Consider the following 14,765-nt stretch of genomic DNA (forward strand, 5'->3'; position numbering starts at 1 on the left):
CTACTAGGCTCGCCGGGATTGACCAATCAGCCGCGCAGCAGGCCGGGCCAATTACCGTCATCAATGGTTCTGGGGCCGGCAACGAGTCGGTCGGACTGAATGTTGTAAGTGAGGTACTGATTGTTGGTCAGGAAGATATACCAGTAACTGTCTGCAAATGTCCGGTCATTCTGCGCCGCGGTGATTATCCGGTCCTTGTAAGGTTTCAGCGCGGCCAGCTGATATTCGCCGAAACGGTTGTACTTGACGGTCTTGGCCTTGTAGTCGAAAGACAAGTAGTGGCCGTCATCGAGGATGAATCGAAACAGGAAAGGGTGGCCGGTCAGTTGAAACCAGGTGCCGGCGATGATCTTGTCAAAATATGGAAGAATCGGCTTCCATACCGAGTCGGCTACCTTGTAGAAGGCGGCAACTTTATCGCTGTCCTGATCGTATTTGCAGACCATCGGAGTTGTTCCGTCATAAAAGAAAAGCCAGGCAATATCCTCGTCACTTCCGGCGTTCCAGCCGAAGGAAGTGGTAGTCAAGCCAAAGCGCAGATCTTTGGTATACGGGGCAAAGTTGTCCCAGTTGCCTGCCGTGGCGGCTGGATAATTGGACGGGACACTATTGTCGCCAAGATCAAAGCGCGAATAGGTATCGGTGTCCTTGAAGAAAAAATAAATACGATCAGGGCCGGAGCGCCAGTCTATGGCAACAAAGTTATTCAAGTTGGTCATGTTTAAAAGTCCATTTAAGTGTGGGGTTGAAGTTGCCAGTTGAAACTAGATGAAGTTGCGATGGCGATAAAGGCTGGAATTGTTTCTGAATGGATAGCGGGGTGATAAAGTTTGCATGGCAGGCTCGCGTGGGTTGCTGGGCTGCGACAACCTGATTGCATTCTCTTGCAGCTTTGCGAAGTCGACGTGTGCCGCCATAATTGCCCCTTAATCCTTGCCTGCTTCACTCGCCTTTTTTATTTCCGGAGCCCCTATGCACGTACTGGTTTGCGAAGACGATGAGCTGATCGCCAGCGGCATCGTCGCCGGGCTCAAGGCACAGGGCCTGACCGTCGAGCACGTCAATACCGCGTCCAAGGCGCGGGCGATGCTCAAGGTCGCCGAATTCGACGTGATGGTTCTCGATCTCGGGTTGCCCGACGAAGATGGCCTAAAGTTGCTCCAGCAATTGCGGCAGAGCGGCCTGGAAATCCCGGTTCTCATCCTCACTGCCCGTGACTCGGTGACCGATCGTGTCGACGGTCTGCAGGCCGGCGCTGACGACTACCTGCTCAAGCCTTTCGACCTGCGCGAACTGTTCGCTCGCCTGCAAACCCTGTTGCGCCGAGTGGCCGGGCGCAGTGTCAATCTGATCGAGCATGGCGCGCTTACTTACGACCCGAGCAGCCGCGAAACCCGCCTCGCCGGGCAACCGGTGGACCTGTCGCGCCGCGAGCAGTCGCTGTTGCAGGCATTGCTGCACAATCGCGGCCGGGTGCTGTCCACCGAGCAACTGAAGGACAGCGTCTACGGCTTCAACGACGAACTGGAAAGCAACGCACTGAACGTGCATATCCATCATCTGCGCAGCAAGCTTGGCAAAGGCATCGTCGAAACCGTGCGTGGTCTGGGCTATCGCCTCGGGCCTGCCGATGGCGGAGAGCAAGGCAAGTGATGAGTCTGCGCCTGCGCCTGAGTCTGACGCTCGGCGCTGCCTTCGCGTTGATCTGGGCGCTGGCGGCGGCGTGGATGCTCAGCGATCTACGCAATCAGATGATGTTTTCTCTCGACCAGCGTCTGGTTGCCTCCGCGCGCATGGTCGCCGGCTTGCTCGAGCAATTGCCGACGCTGCCGAGCAAAGGTGAGGGCACCCACTTCAGTGCTGAACAGCTGAACATTCCCGGCGGCATGGCCTGTCAGGTCAGCTCATTGCGCGGCGAGATTCTCGCGCGAAGCCACAACAACCCCGAGCAAGCGCTGGAAGCCGAGAAAATGGGCTTCCACGATCAGATGATCGACGGCGCACCGTGGCGCAGTTTCACCCTGGCCCGGGGCGATGTGCGCATCACTACGGCGGATCGGCAGATCGAACGCGAAGCCTTGAACATGTCGATTCTGCTCGCCGCTTCGGTGCCGGTCGGTGTGGCCTTGCTGGGTTGCCTGTGCCTGCTGTGGCTGGGCATCGGTCAGGGGCTGGCTCCGCTCAATCGTCTGCGCGAGGCGCTGATGCGGCGCAATGCCGATTCCCTTGAGCCATTGCAGTTGCAGGCGTTTCCCAGCGAATTGAAGCCGTTGCTGGAAACCCAGAATCAATTGTTCCAGCGCATCGGCAAGACCATCGAGCGTGAACGTCGCTTGACCGGTGACGCCGCGCATGAACTGCGCAGTCCGCTGACGGCGATCAAGACCCACCTGCAAGTCGCGCGCATGACCGACGGCAGTGCCCGCGATCAATCGCTGGCCCGCGCCGAGGAGGGCGCCGATCGCCTGCATCGCACCCTTGAACAGTTGCTGCTGCTGGCGCGGGTCGAAGGCAGTCTGTCGTTCGATGACGGCTCGCAATGCAGCGCCGAGCAAGTGGCCCGACTGGCGATCCAGGACGCCACCGGCGGTGAACGGCTGCGGATCAAACTGCACGTGCCGGACGACCTGTCCGCCGCGCCGCTGCAAATGCCCGCCGTGCTGGCGATTGCTGCACTGCGTAACCTGCTCGACAACGCCCTGCGCCATACGCCTGAAGATTGCGCGGTCGAGGTCCATCTGGAAAACATCGGCAATCGCGTGCGTTTTGTCGTGCGTGACCATGGTCCTGGCATTGCGCCAGATGATTTGCAGCATCTGACCCAACGCTTCTGGCGCAACGGGCAGAGCACCGGTTGCGGGCTGGGTCTGGCGATTGTCCAGGCGATTGTTCAGCGCTGTGACTGCGCCCTGCATTTCGACAGCCGCCCCGATGGCTTGCGGGTCGAACTGACCATGCCGTTGCAAGCCCTCTGACCGTCCCATGTGGGAGCGAGCCTGCTCGCGAATGCGGTAACTCACTCAACATCGACGTTGACTGGTCCGACGCTTTCGCAAGCAGGCTCGCTCCCACAAAAAAACATGTTCTGCCACATCAAATGTAACTTCTCGGCGTTCGCTATCCGCCAGGGTTGGGGCTAAGGTCAACCCAGCTTTGACTCAATGGATTGAGGGAACTGCGCCATGGAAGCACCCGTCTGCGTACGTTCGGCCACCCTGGCCGACACCGGCATCATCAACCGTATAGTCGAGCGCTCGATCCGCATCGGATGTGCACTCGATCACCGCAACCATCCGCTTCTGGTCAACCACTGGCTCAACCGCTCCTCCGCCGATTTCATCAGTAGCCGGCTCGCCGACCCACATTTCTATCTCTGCGTCGCTTTGCTTGATGACAAACCGGTCGGTGTCGGCATGGCCCGGGTCAGTGGCGAAATCCTGCTGTGTTACGTCCAGCCGGAATCCTTCCGCCGAGGCGTCGGCAGGGCGCTGATGCAGAATGTCGAAGGCTGGTTGCGGGTTCGCGGTGTGCGCAATGCTCACCTCAACAGCACCCGCACCGCCGAGGGGTTCTATCGGCACCTGGGTTACCAACAGGCAGCGCCACCCGGTCTTTCCAACGGCTTGCAAACCGTGCCGCTGCGCAAACCTTTGTCCTCACCGGCCGGACAACTCGATCAAGGGTGTAAATCCGAACCGCGCTGAAGCGTTTCCAGAACAGGAAAACCTGCAAGTGCGCCCCGCGACCGGAACGCGCACCTGTCGGTGTGCTGTTCTGGTCACTATCCATAGCGAATTGAGGGGTCGAGAGATGTCAGTCGCCACCAGTCTTATCGAAGCGTCGTCGGCCCGGGTCGCCTCGGCGCCGGCGGAAACGTTGTTCGAATTCAACGAATCACCGTTGTTGGCGCGGCAGAGCCGGCAGGAGTCCAACGCGCGCAGTTACCCTCGGCGTATTCCCTTGGCGCTCAAGCGTGCCAAGGGCTTGTATGTCGAGGATGTTGAAGGACGTACATTCATCGACTGCCTGGCTGGAGCCGGCACGCTGGCGCTGGGGCATAACCACCCGGTGGTGATCGAGGCGATCCAGCAAGTGCTGGCCGATGAGTTGCCGCTGCACACCCTCGACCTGACTACGCCGGTCAAGGATCAATTCGTCCAGGACCTGTTCGGGCTGCTGCCGACAGAGCTGGCGGCGCAAGCGAAGATCCAGTTCTGCGGCCCGACCGGCACCGACGCCGTGGAAGCAGCGCTGAAACTGGTGCGCACCGCAACCGGGCGCGGCACCGTGCTGTCATTTTCCGGCGGTTATCACGGCATGAGTCAGGGGGCGTTGAGCCTGATGGGCAGCCTGGGGCCGAAAAAACCACTGGGTGCCTTGCTCAGCAACGGCGTGCAGTTCATGCCCTTTCCCTACGACTACCGCTGCCCGTTCGGTCTCGGCGGCGCAGCGGGCGTCAACGCCAATCTGAGTTATCTGGAAAGCCTGCTCAACGATCCCGAGGCCGGGGTGCAATTGCCGGCGGCGGTCATTGTCGAGGCGGTGCAGGGCGAGGGCGGCGTGATACCGGCGGACATCGAGTGGTTGCGCGGCTTGCGCCGGATTACCGAGAAGGCCGGTGTGGCGTTGATCGTTGATGAGATCCAGAGCGGTTTCGCCCGTACCGGCAAGATGTTTGCCTTTGAACACGCGGATATCGTTCCGGATGTGGTTGTACTGTCCAAAGCTATCGGTGGCAGCCTGCCGTTGGCGGTGGTGGTGTACCGCGACTGGCTCGACACTTGGCAACCGGGCGCCCATGCCGGCACGTTCCGCGGCAATCAGATGGCCATGGCCGCCGGTTCAGCGGTGATGCGCTATCTGGTGGAGCACAAGGTTTGCGAGCACGCAGCCGCCATGGGTGATCGACTCAGCGAGCATCTGCACATCCTGCAACGCGACTTCCCGCAGCTGGGCGATATCCGTGGGCGTGGCCTGATGCTCGGCGTTGAACTGGTCGACCCGAACGGCGCGCCCGACGCGCTCGGTCATCCGCCAGCGTTTGCGCGTCTGGCGCCGCTGGTCCAGCGTGAGTGCCTCAAGCGTGGCCTGATTCTGGAGCTGGGCGGTCGCCATGGCGCGGTGGTGCGCTTCCTGCCGCCGCTGGTGATCACTGCCGCGGAAATCGACCGGGTGGCCGAGATTTTCGGTCGCGCATTGGCCGCTGCCAGCGCCGCGCTGTAAATTTTTCCGCGCGGCGAACGTTCTTTCTACATACCCGGCTGCATTCTTTGTGCAGCCGACCTTACAACGATGGAGAACCAGCATGACGTCAGTATTCGACCGCGAGGACATCCTCTTTCAGGTCGTGGTCAACCACGAAGAGCAATACTCGATCTGGCCCGATTACAAAGCTGTGCCGCAAGGCTGGCGCACCGTGGGCAAGAGCGGCCTGAAAAAGGAATGCCTGGCCTATATCGAAGAAGTCTGGACCGACATGCGTCCGTTGAGCCTGCGCCAGAAGATGGATGCACAAGTCGCGGCGCAATAAGCGACCGGGCATAAAAAACCCGCTGGACCAGTGATGGTCAGCGGGTTTTTTCATGTCTGGAGAGTGACGTTGTGGGTGCGGGCCTCTTCGCGAGCAGGCTCGCTCCCACAGGGGATCGCATTTCAACTGTGGGAGCGAGCCTGCTCGCGAAGAACGATAACGCGGACTTACTAAAACTACGCTCCGCTCAACCCCTTGAGCAACAAATCCACATTCCCCTCCAGCTCCGCCAGCGGATCCGCCGCATCGGTACTCAACACCACCAGGCGGCTGCCGGATTCGGCAATCGCTGCTTTCACCGGCTCCGCTGGCTGGCGATGGTGCAGCACCACCGCCACGTCATTGTCCTTGAGCGTCGCTGTCAGCTTCTTCAACTCCTCTGGGGTCCAATCGGCATCGGGACGCGCATCCTGTCCGGCCAGTTCAAGGTTGAGGCTGCCAATCAGATAGCCGAAGTGATCGCTCAGGCTCATCACGCTCAGGTTGTCCGCCTCGGCCAGACGCGCTTCGGTGTCCGCGCTGAGTTTCAGCAAACGCTGTTTCAACGCCGCCAGGTTGGCTTCGATTGCAGGCTTGGCGCTCGGTGCCAGGCGCACCAGGTCTGCGGCCATCACATCGGCCATGCGCCCCATGTTGTTGCTCGCCAGCCATGGCTGACTGTTCAGCCCATCAACCTGCAGGCCCGGCTGCACGGCGATGCCGGGCAGGGCGCCGTCGACCGGGCGCGCAGCGTCGACTTCGACGATACGGATATTGCTGCGCCGCGCGATCGGGTACAGCGGATCATCGGCCCACAGCGAACGCAGACCGATTACCGCGTCCGCGTCGGTGGCCAGTTTGCTCAGCGCCGGAGCGCCACGGCCGGTGAAATAGGCGGTCTGGCGGCTGCCGGGCAGGTTGGCCGGCGCCGCACGTTCAAGTTTGACGTCGGTACCCTTGAGCAATGCTTCGCCCAATCCATAGGTGATCGGTAACGAGGCCAGAACGCGTAACGGTTTCGCAGTTTCAGCCGCCATCAACGGAGTGCAGACCACGCCACACAGGGCCATGGCCAGAGTCAGGTTACGCAATGAAAAAGCCATTTATCCAAGGTTCCCTTTCAGGCTGGGGACGACGCCGCGCGCAATGGCGGCGAGGGCGAAAGCGATGCCGGCGACCAGAATGATCGCAGCGCCGGACGGGATCGGCAGATCGAAGACGATTGGCGCAAGAATCCCGCACAGGGTGCTGACGGTAGCGATCAGCACCGAGCACCAGAAAAACCCTTTCAGCGACTGACTGAGCAAGCGCGCCGCTGCCGCCGGAATCACCAGCAAGGCACCGACCAGAATCGCGCCAATCACCTTCACTGCCGCGACGGTGATCAAGGTCACCAGGATCACGAACAGGTAATCCAGGGTCTTCACCGCTACGCCACGCACCGCCGCCAGTTGCGGATTGAAACTGGCGAGCATGATGCGGTTGTACAGCGGCAGGGCGAGGGCCATGACCAGCGAACCGACGATGGCCAGCACCGCCAGGTCATTGCCGTTGACGGTCAACACCGAACCGAACAGCACGTTTTCCAGAATGTGCACGTTGATCTTGCCGGCGAGAATCAGCAGCAGGCTCGCGCCCAGTGCCAGTGACACCGAGAGAAACACGCCGATCAGCGTATCCGGTGCCAGTCCGGTGCGGTTGCGCAGGTAATTGAGCAGGATGCCGAACAGCAGGCAGTAGCCGAACAGACTGCCGTACGGGCCGGTGTAGGGTTCGCCGAGCAGGATGCCGATGGCGACACCGGTCAACGCGGCATGGCCGACTGCTTCGGAAAAGAACGCGAAGCGCTTGACCACCACCAGCGTGCCGAGCCCGCCCAGCACCGGGCCGATCAGCAGGCCGGCGAGCAGCGCATTGACCACAAAACCGTAGGCCAGCGCCTCGGGCAGATAACCTGACGATGCCCAACCCTGGACCATCAAACGAAAGGCTTCGTAGCTCATCAGACCGCGCTCCGTGGATGGGTGGAAAACAGCGTCAGCAGACGTTCCGGAGTCAGCGCCTGTTGCGGTGTGGCATCGAACAGCACGCGGCGGTTGAGACCGGTAACCCGATCGGCCAGCCGACCTACCGCTTCCAGGTCATGTTCGATCCACAACACCGTGATGCCCGCCGCGCGCCAGTCAGTCAGCAGGCGTTCGAACACCTGGATCCCGGCCTCATCGAGGGCCGACATCGGCTCGTCGAGCACCAGCAGTTGCGGCGCCGGAATCAAACCCTGCGCGAGCAGCACCCGCTGCCGCTCGCCGCCGGACAGCGCGCCCATGCGCCGCTTGCGCTTGTCCTGCATGCCGACGCGCTCCAGTGCTTCGCCGATGGCGCCGGCGTAGTGTTTGCTCAAACCGAGAAAGGCCGGGCGGCGTTGACACATGGCGGCCATGAAATCGTCGACGGTCATCGGCAGGCCACGATCGAACTCCAGCGCCTGCGGAACGTAACCAATGGTGCCGGGCTCGCCGGGCCAGTGCAGACTGAGCTGGCCCTGATGCGGCATCTGCCCGAGCAGGGTCTTGATCAGCGAACTCTTGCCACCGCCGTTGGGGCCGACCAGCGCATGCACGCTGCCGGGCTGCACCTGGAAGCTGACCTTGTCGAGAATCGTCGTGCGCCCCAAGGTCAGGCTGATATCCGCAAACTCCAGCGCCGGCCCGGTTATCCCCTGTGAGAGCGAGCCTGCTCGCGAATGTGGTGCGTCATTCAACGAAGATGTTGCCTGATCCGGCGCCTTCGCGAGCAGGCTCGCTCCCACCGGGTTATCGGTGTTGTCAGGGATCAGGGTTTCTTTCGACGTCATGCCCCCGACTCCTGAATCGCCCGAACCACGGTGTTGAGGTTGCCGGTCATTTCCTTTTCGTACTTGTCGGCGGTGTATTCGCCGTAGGAAATGTGCGACAGCGGGTACAGCTTCACCCCGGATTCGCGCTGGATGGTGTCGACGTAGCTGGACGGGAAATCCATCTCCGAGAAGATCACTTTGACGTCGAGTTCCCGCAACTGGTCGATGGTCTTTTTCAGCTGACTCGGGCTTGGCTCGATGCCGTGGGCCGGCTCGACCACGGCCGTCACTTCCAGACCGAATTCGCGCAAAAGATAGTCGTAAGCCGCATGCACTGTGGCCACGCGCAGTTCGGCGTTCGGTGCCTGGGTCAGTTTGGCCAAAGCGTCGGCGCGCATCTGCCGCAGGCGTTTGCCATAGGCGCGCGCGTTTTGCGTGTAGATCTTGGCGTTGTCCGGATCGATCTTGCCCAGCTCGCGGGCGATGTTGTTGACCTGGGCGATGGAGGCGCTGATCGACAGGAACGTGTGCGGATTGACCACTTTGCCGGCGCCGCGCGCAGCGACACCGGTGGCTGCCAGTAATGGCACGTTTTCGTTCGCTTCGATGGTTTTGACGTTGGGTGTTTCGCTGGCGGCGATCATCCGGTCGGCGAAGTCGTCATGACCGACGCCGTTGAGCACGATCACGTCCAGTCCGCTGATGCGCTTGATGTCCTCGGCGCGCGGTTCGTAGGCGTGCGGATTGAAGCCCGCAGGAATCAGCGGCACCACTTCTGCCTTGTCGCCGACGATGTTGGCGACGTAGCTGTAATACGGATGCAGAGTGATGCCGATACGCAGGCGTTTGCCTTGCTCGGCGCTGGCCAACGAGCTCAGCAGGCAGGCGCACAGGCCAAGCAGAAACAGGCGTAACAAGGAACGGCGAGGAGATGAAATGGACATGGGCAAGCAGTCTTCTCTCGGATAAAGGCGAGGAATCAATGGCGATGTTCGCGGGTAACCCCGGCATCGAATTGCGCGACGATCTGTTTCCAGCCAGCGGCGGACAGCGCGGCGTCAGACAGATCTTCAGCAGGCGCGGAATCGGCGCTGCGGTTCAGCCAGATGTCCGGCGCCGCGTTGGCGTCAGTGCCGACACGCATCAGAAACGAGCCGGCGACGTCAGGCGTCGCACTACGGCCGAAATACGCGCGGTCGGCGAGCATCTGCCATGCGTGACCACCACGGCTGACCGAACTGGCGTCCTGCGCGAACGGCGCGAAGCCTTCGTCGGCGAGCATTTGTGGCGTCGGCAGGGTTTTTTGCTCTTCGCGCAGCAAGCGGATTTCGTCGAGGGTCACGCGCAGGTCGGCATAGATGCCTTGCTCGGCGGCGCTGAGATCGCGGCGGGCGTCGTACTGGTTGCTCGCGACCGGCTCCGGTTCATGGGAAACCCCGCGCCACGCCACCACCGAGCCGGCGACCGCGAGAATCAGCAGGCACAACAGCAGCACATTGAGGGTTTCATGACCGGCGCCGGCCGGGCGTACCACTTGCGTCGTCGGGCTACTCATGGGGCTTCGATATCCGCTTGGTCGATTTCCACAACGTGGCCTGGGCCGGCATCGAATAGCACATAGAACTCGCTGCCGGGTTTCTTGAACGTCAGCGTTGAGTCGTCACCGAGTTTGCCCGGCACCAGAATGGTTTCGTCATAGCCGATCACATCGAGGGTCACCCCGGGCGCGCCGCTGCCGTCGGAGAAACCGCCGGTGCATTTGATCTGTTCGGCATCGATGGCTTTGCATTCGCACATCGGGTTGTGCGCCAGGGCGCTGGCGCTGAAACCGGCGCTCAGCAGCAGCGCGGCGCTGGCGAGCAAACGGGTCTGAAGGGGTGAGCGAGTCATGGTTTGGCTCCTTGTTTGTTCAGCCACGCAACCGTGGCGGGGGAGGCTTGGCTCAGGGGAATCGCGGCTTGGTGCATGCTGCCGTCCCAGCCTTCCATGGTGATCCACAGCTCGGCGTCAGGTTTGGTCTTTGCCGGGATCGGCATTTGCGTGCCCATGCGATAAGGCGTACCGAAGAAGATCGTGCCAGCGGCGCGCAGACTGCGCGGCTTGCCGATGCGCAGGTAAGTAGCCTTGACCTGTTCGACACAGGTATCGCAGACGGCGGCAGTGAAATCCTTCATATAACCAGCCGGACCGCTAAGGTGCGGCGCCTCGTCACGCAGTTCGGCCAGGCGCAGGCTCCACGGGCCGACCTGAACCGTGCCTATTTCCCGTTGGCCCAGGCCACTGTCGCCGCGAAACAGCGAAGCATCGGCAAAGTATTTCGGCATGAAGCCCAGCGGGATCAGCAACAGCAGGACATTGATGTGGAAACGCCACTTGTGCCAGAAACGCGACAGGCGCGAGGGCGGTGTGACCGAGATGGCTTTGTTCACAGGCTCGCCTCCGAAGTTTCATGGCGCAGCGCCGGTTGGGCGGTGACGCGGTTTTTCTTGTCCTCGCGTTTCAGCGCATTGGCGGTGGCCAACGCGGTGCGCTTGGTCCAGATCAGCAGGCCGCTGAGAATCATCATGCTCAGCAACAGACCGAAGAAGAACCAGATCAATTTGATCCAGATGCCGCCGAAGTCGCCGGTGTGCAGCGGGCGCATGGATTCGGTGACGAATTCCAGCGAGGACCGATCGGACAGCAACCGTGAGGAGGCCATTTCGCCGTTGTACGGGTTGAGAGTCGCGGTCTGATACATCAGCGGATACCAGCCACGGCCGCTGACGCTCATGTGCGAGTAGGCATTGCCCGGCAGGTTGACGTAGCTGGCTTCCAGGCCCGGAATCTTCTGCTGGGCGATTTCGATGGCGCGATCCAGGCTGATACGCGGCGGCGGGGTGCCGGCGGCCGAGATCGGCACACTTTCGCGGGACATCGCCGGAATGATCGGTTCGCTGGAAATGGAAATCTGGTTATCGAACAGGATCGCCTTGATCAGGAACCAGATGCCGGTGATGGAAATCACCGCGATGAACCAGATTGACCAGATGCCGCACAGGCGATGAAAGTCGCCCCAAAAAATCCGCGCGCCGTGGCGCACGCGCAGGGTCGGGCGCAGAAAACCTTTCCAGAAGCGCTTGTACACCACCAGCCCGGTAATCAGCGACACCAGCATCGGCACGCCGAGCAATGACACCAGATACCAGCCCCAGCTGTAGCCATTGGTGAACGGCACCAGCCACCAGCCATGCAGGGCGCGGGTGAACGCCTTGAAATCGAAGGCCGGCGCGGTGCCCTGGATGACGCCGGTGTACGGATTGACATAGACCGTCAACGAGCGCCCGTCGGGGTAGCTGACTTCGACGTCGAGGGCAAAGTGCGACTCGTCCGGACGATTGATGCTCTGCACCAGGGTTTGCGGCTCGGCCTGTTTGATCGCGGCGAGAATCTGGTCATAGCTCAGTCGCGGCGCGTCGTCCGACGGCTGACTGGCGCGCATTTGCGGGTTGGCCAGCCAGACAATCTCCTGGCTGACCACTGCCAGCGTGCCGGTGACACAGACGATCAATACAAAGAACCAGATCGGCAACGCCAGCCAGCTATGCACCAGGAACCACAGTTTGGAACGGGATTTCTTCGACATGATTGCGCGTCTTGATTGCGGTGGAAGGGGCCGGGCTACGGGCTTCGCAGCACGGAACTCCCCGGGAGGCCGTTCGTGGCTTTTGCCTACGCGAACGGCCTGCATTCCTATAAGACGGATGAGCGAAGAAAATCCCGAAAGCGGATATGAAAGTAAATGTTTCGCAATTACATCGGCAGTGCATTTTTGCCGGTCGATCCGAGGCAAAAAAGCCCTCAGCCTTGGCTGAACATCTCCATCGCACGCTGGCGAATCTGCTCTTCGCTCAGATCCTCTTTGTGCGTGGCGAGAAACCACAGATGGCCGAACGGATCTCTCAGCGTGCCGCTGCGGTCACCGTAAAACTGGTCTTTGACCTCGGAGACGCTTTGCGCCCCGGCATCCAGCGCCTGTTGAAAGGACTGGTCGACATCGGTGACATACAGGTGCAAGCCGATCGACACCGCCTGCTGTGGATTGCTCAACGGCCCTTGGTCGCAAGGCGTGCCGAGCATGATCGCGCTGTCGCCGATGCGCAGCTCGGCATGGCCGATGTTGCCGTCGGGCATGGTCAGGCGCATGACTTCGCTGGCATTGAAGGCTTTCTTGTAGAACTCGATGGCCTCGGCGGCCTGTTGGATGCCGAGATACGGGGTAATGCTGTGATACCCCTCGGGAATGGGTTTGACGCTCATGACGTTCTCCCTGTTTTTGTTTTCAACAGATGTGGTTACACCGGATTTACCCGGAGCAATCACTATAGAACCGTCCTTGCTGCGCAAATTGTTCGCCGACGAGCAGCGTCATCACTCATCGCGAAAGTGCGGGCCTGGGCCTCGGTCACCGAGCATGTCGCCTTTATTGCGTAACGGACACGCCTCCATGGACAGACAGCCGCAGCCGATGCACCCGGTGAGCTGATCGCGCATCAACGTAAGTTGCCTGATCCGTTCATCGAGCTCGCGCTGCCATTGTTCAGACAGCATTTTCCAGTCCGCCGCCGACGGCGCGCGATCCTGCGGCAGGATCTTCAGCGCTTCGCCGATTTCCGCCAGCGGTATCCCCAGCCGTTGTGCGACTTTGATCAACGCCACCCGGCGCAGTACGGCGCGCGGATAGCGGCGTTGATTGCCGGCATTGCGCTCACTCTTGATCAAACCTTTGGCTTCATAAAAATGCAGCGCGGTGACCGCGACGCCACTGCGCGCCGCAACTTCGCCGACGGTGAGAGGCTTGTGCACCTGGTCCTTGCTGATCATGCAAAAAATACTCTTGACCTTGACTTAACTAGAGGTTTTACCCTGCAGCTCTTCGGGTCGCAAGGCTCGCTTCAAGATGAGTGGGGGCTTTCCATGAGCAATCGCAGCTTTACCCAATTGATCGAATTCGAAATCGAACCCCGCCAGCAAGCAGCGCTGGTCTCGGCACTGGCCACGCAGACCGAGGGGCTGGCCCAGCGTTACGACGGGTTTCTCAGCGCCAGCGTGCAGGCCAGCGACGACGGCCGCCGCGTGCTGAGCTTTTTGCAATGGCAGAGCCGCGAAGCGGGGGAGGCGGCGTTTCGCAGTTTCGAAAGCGGCGAGGAGGATTTCTGGCAATTGATCCGCACCCATCGGGCGAAAAACGTGACCTTCAACTCGTTCCAGGTGCACAGCAGTATCGCCCGCAGCCACGACGACGCGCTGCACTGCCTTTTGCCGGTCAGCCAGTATTAGCGCAAAGCTGATAGCCACTATTGAGAGCGTTGATTTCTGCGCGAGCGTGCCCGGGCGTAGCCTTTCTCCATCGACCCCACATTGCTCGCCAGGACGCTCCCATGAACCGTTTACTGACTGTTTCGCTGATGCTCGCTGTTTCCGTACTCGCCGGTTGTGCCGGCCATGTTTCGCCAGAGCTGCGCCCATACACCGCTGAAGAATCCCGCGAACTGGCGCTGGAAGCGCTGAACCGCAGCGGCTTGTCATTCGACGAATACCACGCGAAAAAAGCCCAGTTGCTCGGCCAGCCGCAGAAGACTTTCGGCTTCGATCAACAGGGTGAGATGAGCGCCGAACGTGCCGTACAGCTGCACGGTCGCCCGAGCTGAAAGCAAACTGTACTGCTTGAAGTTTTCCCTAACTGTCCGTGGGTTTGCCGGGCCGTGTGGGATAGGGTCAACAGCTGAATGACCCTGGATGGACTGCCTCGATGAACCTCTCGCTTGATCTGCTGTTGGGCTTTGCCCTGTTTGCCCTTGTCACCTCGATCACACCGGGGCCGAACAACACCATGTTGCTGGCGTCCGGAGTGAATTTCGGTTTCAACCGCACCATTCCGCACATGCTCGGCATCAGCTGCGGCTTCTTTTTATTGGTGGTAGCGGTGGGCTTCGGCCTTGGCGCGGTGTTTCAGGCCTATCCGATTCTGTATACGGTGCTGCGATATGTCGGCGCGGCGTATTTGTTGTATCTGGCGTGGAAGATCGCCCACTCCGGCCCGGTCGGCGACAGTGCCCACGGCGAGGCGAAACCGATCAGCTATCTGGGCGCCGCGGCGTTCCAGTGGGTCAATCCCAAGGCGTGGATCATGGCCATCGGCGCCATCAGCACGTACACGCCGATGCAGGGTTATTTCTATAACGTCGTAATCATCGCGGCGGTGTTCGCCATCATCAATCTGCCCAGTGTCGGCCTGTGGGCGGCGTGCGGCACGCTGTTGCGCAATGTGCTGAAAGATCCGCGCTGGTTGCGCGTGTTCAATTGGGGCATGGCAGCGCTGTTGGTGACCTCGTTGTATCCGTTACTTCTCGAAAGCTTTCACTGACGCATTGCTTCAAT

Annotated in this window: 19 protein-coding genes; 8 read left to right on the plus strand and 11 right to left on the minus strand. The window is 60.8% G+C overall.

Annotated elements, in window-relative coordinates; all coding sequences use genetic code 11:
• Positions 1-26: 26 nt before the first annotated feature.
• Complete coding sequence (locus JWU58_RS09180) at positions 27-719, minus strand: hypothetical protein (RefSeq protein WP_110601462.1); 693 nt, start codon at positions 717-719, stop codon at positions 27-29.
• Positions 720-972: 253 nt separating this feature from the next.
• Between JWU58_RS09180 and JWU58_RS09185 the strand changes: the two genes are divergently transcribed.
• The 5 genes from JWU58_RS09185 to JWU58_RS09205 all read left to right on the plus strand — a co-directional run bounded on the left by JWU58_RS09185 (position 973) and on the right by JWU58_RS09205 (position 5,530).
• The gene (locus JWU58_RS09185) at positions 973-1,653 is read left to right on the plus strand and encodes a response regulator (protein ID WP_016770812.1); all 681 of its coding nucleotides are present in this window, start codon (positions 973-975) and stop codon (positions 1,651-1,653) included.
• Complete coding sequence (locus JWU58_RS09190) at positions 1,653-2,975, plus strand: ATP-binding protein (protein WP_123443499.1); 1,323 nt, start codon at positions 1,653-1,655, stop codon at positions 2,973-2,975. Before JWU58_RS09185 ends, JWU58_RS09190 begins: the two co-directional genes overlap by 1 nt.
• A gap of 207 nt (positions 2,976-3,182) precedes the next feature.
• The gene (locus JWU58_RS09195) at positions 3,183-3,704 is read left to right on the plus strand and encodes a GNAT family N-acetyltransferase (RefSeq protein ID WP_123443498.1); all 522 of its coding nucleotides are present in this window, start codon (positions 3,183-3,185) and stop codon (positions 3,702-3,704) included.
• Between the two features lie 106 nt (positions 3,705-3,810).
• Positions 3,811-5,223, plus strand: a complete 1,413-nt coding sequence (locus JWU58_RS09200) for an aspartate aminotransferase family protein (RefSeq protein ID WP_123443497.1) — start codon at positions 3,811-3,813, stop codon at positions 5,221-5,223.
• Positions 5,224-5,305: 82 nt separating this feature from the next.
• Complete coding sequence (locus JWU58_RS09205) at positions 5,306-5,530, plus strand: MbtH family protein (protein WP_016770808.1); 225 nt, start codon at positions 5,306-5,308, stop codon at positions 5,528-5,530.
• Between the two features lie 176 nt (positions 5,531-5,706).
• Here JWU58_RS09205 and JWU58_RS09210 read toward each other — a convergent pair whose 3' ends face one another.
• From JWU58_RS09210 to soxR, 10 genes are all read right to left on the minus strand, one after another.
• Positions 5,707-6,612 carry a metal ABC transporter substrate-binding protein gene (locus JWU58_RS09210; RefSeq protein ID WP_024013667.1) on the minus strand — a complete coding sequence of 302 codons (906 nt, stop codon included), beginning with the start codon at positions 6,610-6,612 and terminating at the stop codon, positions 5,707-5,709.
• Positions 6,613-7,512 carry a metal ABC transporter permease gene (locus JWU58_RS09215; RefSeq protein WP_007917717.1) on the minus strand — a complete coding sequence of 300 codons (900 nt, stop codon included), beginning with the start codon at positions 7,510-7,512 and terminating at the stop codon, positions 6,613-6,615.
• Entirely contained in the window at positions 7,512-8,363 is an 852-nt protein-coding gene (locus tag JWU58_RS09220) for a metal ABC transporter ATP-binding protein (RefSeq protein ID WP_123443496.1), read from the minus strand. Before JWU58_RS09220 ends, JWU58_RS09215 begins: the two co-directional genes overlap by 1 nt.
• Positions 8,360-9,289, minus strand: a complete 930-nt coding sequence (locus tag JWU58_RS09225; protein WP_123443495.1) for a metal ABC transporter substrate-binding protein — start codon at positions 9,287-9,289, stop codon at positions 8,360-8,362. The genes JWU58_RS09220 and JWU58_RS09225 overlap by 4 nt, the downstream gene beginning before the upstream one ends.
• A gap of 35 nt (positions 9,290-9,324) precedes the next feature.
• On the minus strand, positions 9,325-9,900 hold the full coding sequence (locus JWU58_RS09230; protein WP_206421806.1) for a DUF6162 family protein: 576 nt from the start codon (positions 9,898-9,900) through the stop codon (positions 9,325-9,327).
• On the minus strand, positions 9,897-10,235 hold the full coding sequence (locus tag JWU58_RS09235; protein ID WP_016770802.1) for a hypothetical protein: 339 nt from the start codon (positions 10,233-10,235) through the stop codon (positions 9,897-9,899). The genes JWU58_RS09230 and JWU58_RS09235 overlap by 4 nt, the downstream gene beginning before the upstream one ends.
• Positions 10,232-10,774, minus strand: coding sequence for a hypothetical protein (locus JWU58_RS09240; protein ID WP_016770801.1), 543 nt, complete (start codon positions 10,772-10,774; stop codon positions 10,232-10,234). The genes JWU58_RS09235 and JWU58_RS09240 overlap by 4 nt, the downstream gene beginning before the upstream one ends.
• Positions 10,771-11,970: a PepSY-associated TM helix domain-containing protein gene (locus JWU58_RS09245; RefSeq protein ID WP_024013663.1), complete on the minus strand. Its 1,200-nt coding sequence runs from the start codon at positions 11,968-11,970 to the stop codon at positions 10,771-10,773. The genes JWU58_RS09240 and JWU58_RS09245 overlap by 4 nt, the downstream gene beginning before the upstream one ends.
• A 215-nt stretch (positions 11,971-12,185) precedes the next feature.
• Positions 12,186-12,644, minus strand: a complete 459-nt coding sequence (locus JWU58_RS09250; protein ID WP_095182163.1) for a VOC family protein — start codon at positions 12,642-12,644, stop codon at positions 12,186-12,188.
• A gap of 111 nt (positions 12,645-12,755) precedes the next feature.
• Positions 12,756-13,208 (minus strand): redox-sensitive transcriptional activator SoxR, encoded by a 453-nt coding sequence (gene soxR / locus JWU58_RS09255; protein WP_056788635.1) that lies wholly within the window; start codon positions 13,206-13,208, stop codon positions 12,756-12,758.
• Between the two features lie 93 nt (positions 13,209-13,301).
• On the opposite strand from soxR, the gene JWU58_RS09260 reads away from it, so the two are divergent.
• From JWU58_RS09260 to JWU58_RS09270, 3 genes are all read left to right on the plus strand, one after another.
• Entirely contained in the window at positions 13,302-13,664 is a 363-nt protein-coding gene (locus tag JWU58_RS09260) for an antibiotic biosynthesis monooxygenase (RefSeq protein ID WP_206421807.1), read from the plus strand.
• 101 nt (positions 13,665-13,765) lie between these two features.
• Positions 13,766-14,035 (plus strand): hypothetical protein, encoded by a 270-nt coding sequence (locus JWU58_RS09265; protein ID WP_123419085.1) that lies wholly within the window; start codon positions 13,766-13,768, stop codon positions 14,033-14,035.
• Between the two features lie 101 nt (positions 14,036-14,136).
• On the plus strand, positions 14,137-14,751 hold the full coding sequence (locus JWU58_RS09270) for a LysE family translocator (protein WP_206421808.1): 615 nt from the start codon (positions 14,137-14,139) through the stop codon (positions 14,749-14,751).
• Positions 14,752-14,765: the final 14 nt, after the last annotated feature.

Origin of the sequence: Pseudomonas atacamensis (assembly GCF_017167965.1) — a bacterium.
GTDB lineage: Bacteria > Pseudomonadota > Gammaproteobacteria > Pseudomonadales > Pseudomonadaceae > Aquipseudomonas > Aquipseudomonas atacamensis.

Coding starts and splice junctions, on each gene's coding strand:
- JWU58_RS09180 (WP_110601462.1), bottom strand. CDS start 719: ATGACCAACTTGAATAACTTTGTTGCCATAGACTGGCGCTCCGGCCCT.
- JWU58_RS09185 (WP_016770812.1), top strand. CDS start 973: ATGCACGTACTGGTTTGCGAAGACGATGAGCTGATCGCCAGCGGCATC.
- JWU58_RS09190 (WP_123443499.1), top strand. CDS start 1,653: ATGAGTCTGCGCCTGCGCCTGAGTCTGACGCTCGGCGCTGCCTTCGCG.
- JWU58_RS09195 (WP_123443498.1), top strand. CDS start 3,183: ATGGAAGCACCCGTCTGCGTACGTTCGGCCACCCTGGCCGACACCGGC.
- JWU58_RS09200 (WP_123443497.1), top strand. CDS start 3,811: ATGTCAGTCGCCACCAGTCTTATCGAAGCGTCGTCGGCCCGGGTCGCC.
- JWU58_RS09205 (WP_016770808.1), top strand. CDS start 5,306: ATGACGTCAGTATTCGACCGCGAGGACATCCTCTTTCAGGTCGTGGTC.
- JWU58_RS09210 (WP_024013667.1), bottom strand. CDS start 6,612: ATGGCTTTTTCATTGCGTAACCTGACTCTGGCCATGGCCCTGTGTGGC.
- JWU58_RS09215 (WP_007917717.1), bottom strand. CDS start 7,512: ATGAGCTACGAAGCCTTTCGTTTGATGGTCCAGGGTTGGGCATCGTCA.
- JWU58_RS09220 (WP_123443496.1), bottom strand. CDS start 8,363: ATGACGTCGAAAGAAACCCTGATCCCTGACAACACCGATAACCCGGTG.
- JWU58_RS09225 (WP_123443495.1), bottom strand. CDS start 9,289: ATGTCCATTTCATCTCCTCGCCGTTCCTTGTTACGCCTGTTTCTGCTT.
- JWU58_RS09230 (WP_206421806.1), bottom strand. CDS start 9,900: ATGAGTAGCCCGACGACGCAAGTGGTACGCCCGGCCGGCGCCGGTCAT.
- JWU58_RS09235 (WP_016770802.1), bottom strand. CDS start 10,235: ATGACTCGCTCACCCCTTCAGACCCGTTTGCTCGCCAGCGCCGCGCTG.
- JWU58_RS09245 (WP_024013663.1), bottom strand. CDS start 11,970: ATGTCGAAGAAATCCCGTTCCAAACTGTGGTTCCTGGTGCATAGCTGG.
- JWU58_RS09250 (WP_095182163.1), bottom strand. CDS start 12,644: ATGAGCGTCAAACCCATTCCCGAGGGGTATCACAGCATTACCCCGTAT.
- soxR (WP_056788635.1), bottom strand. CDS start 13,208: ATGATCAGCAAGGACCAGGTGCACAAGCCTCTCACCGTCGGCGAAGTT.
- JWU58_RS09260 (WP_206421807.1), top strand. CDS start 13,302: ATGAGCAATCGCAGCTTTACCCAATTGATCGAATTCGAAATCGAACCC.
- JWU58_RS09265 (WP_123419085.1), top strand. CDS start 13,766: ATGAACCGTTTACTGACTGTTTCGCTGATGCTCGCTGTTTCCGTACTC.
- JWU58_RS09270 (WP_206421808.1), top strand. CDS start 14,137: ATGAACCTCTCGCTTGATCTGCTGTTGGGCTTTGCCCTGTTTGCCCTT.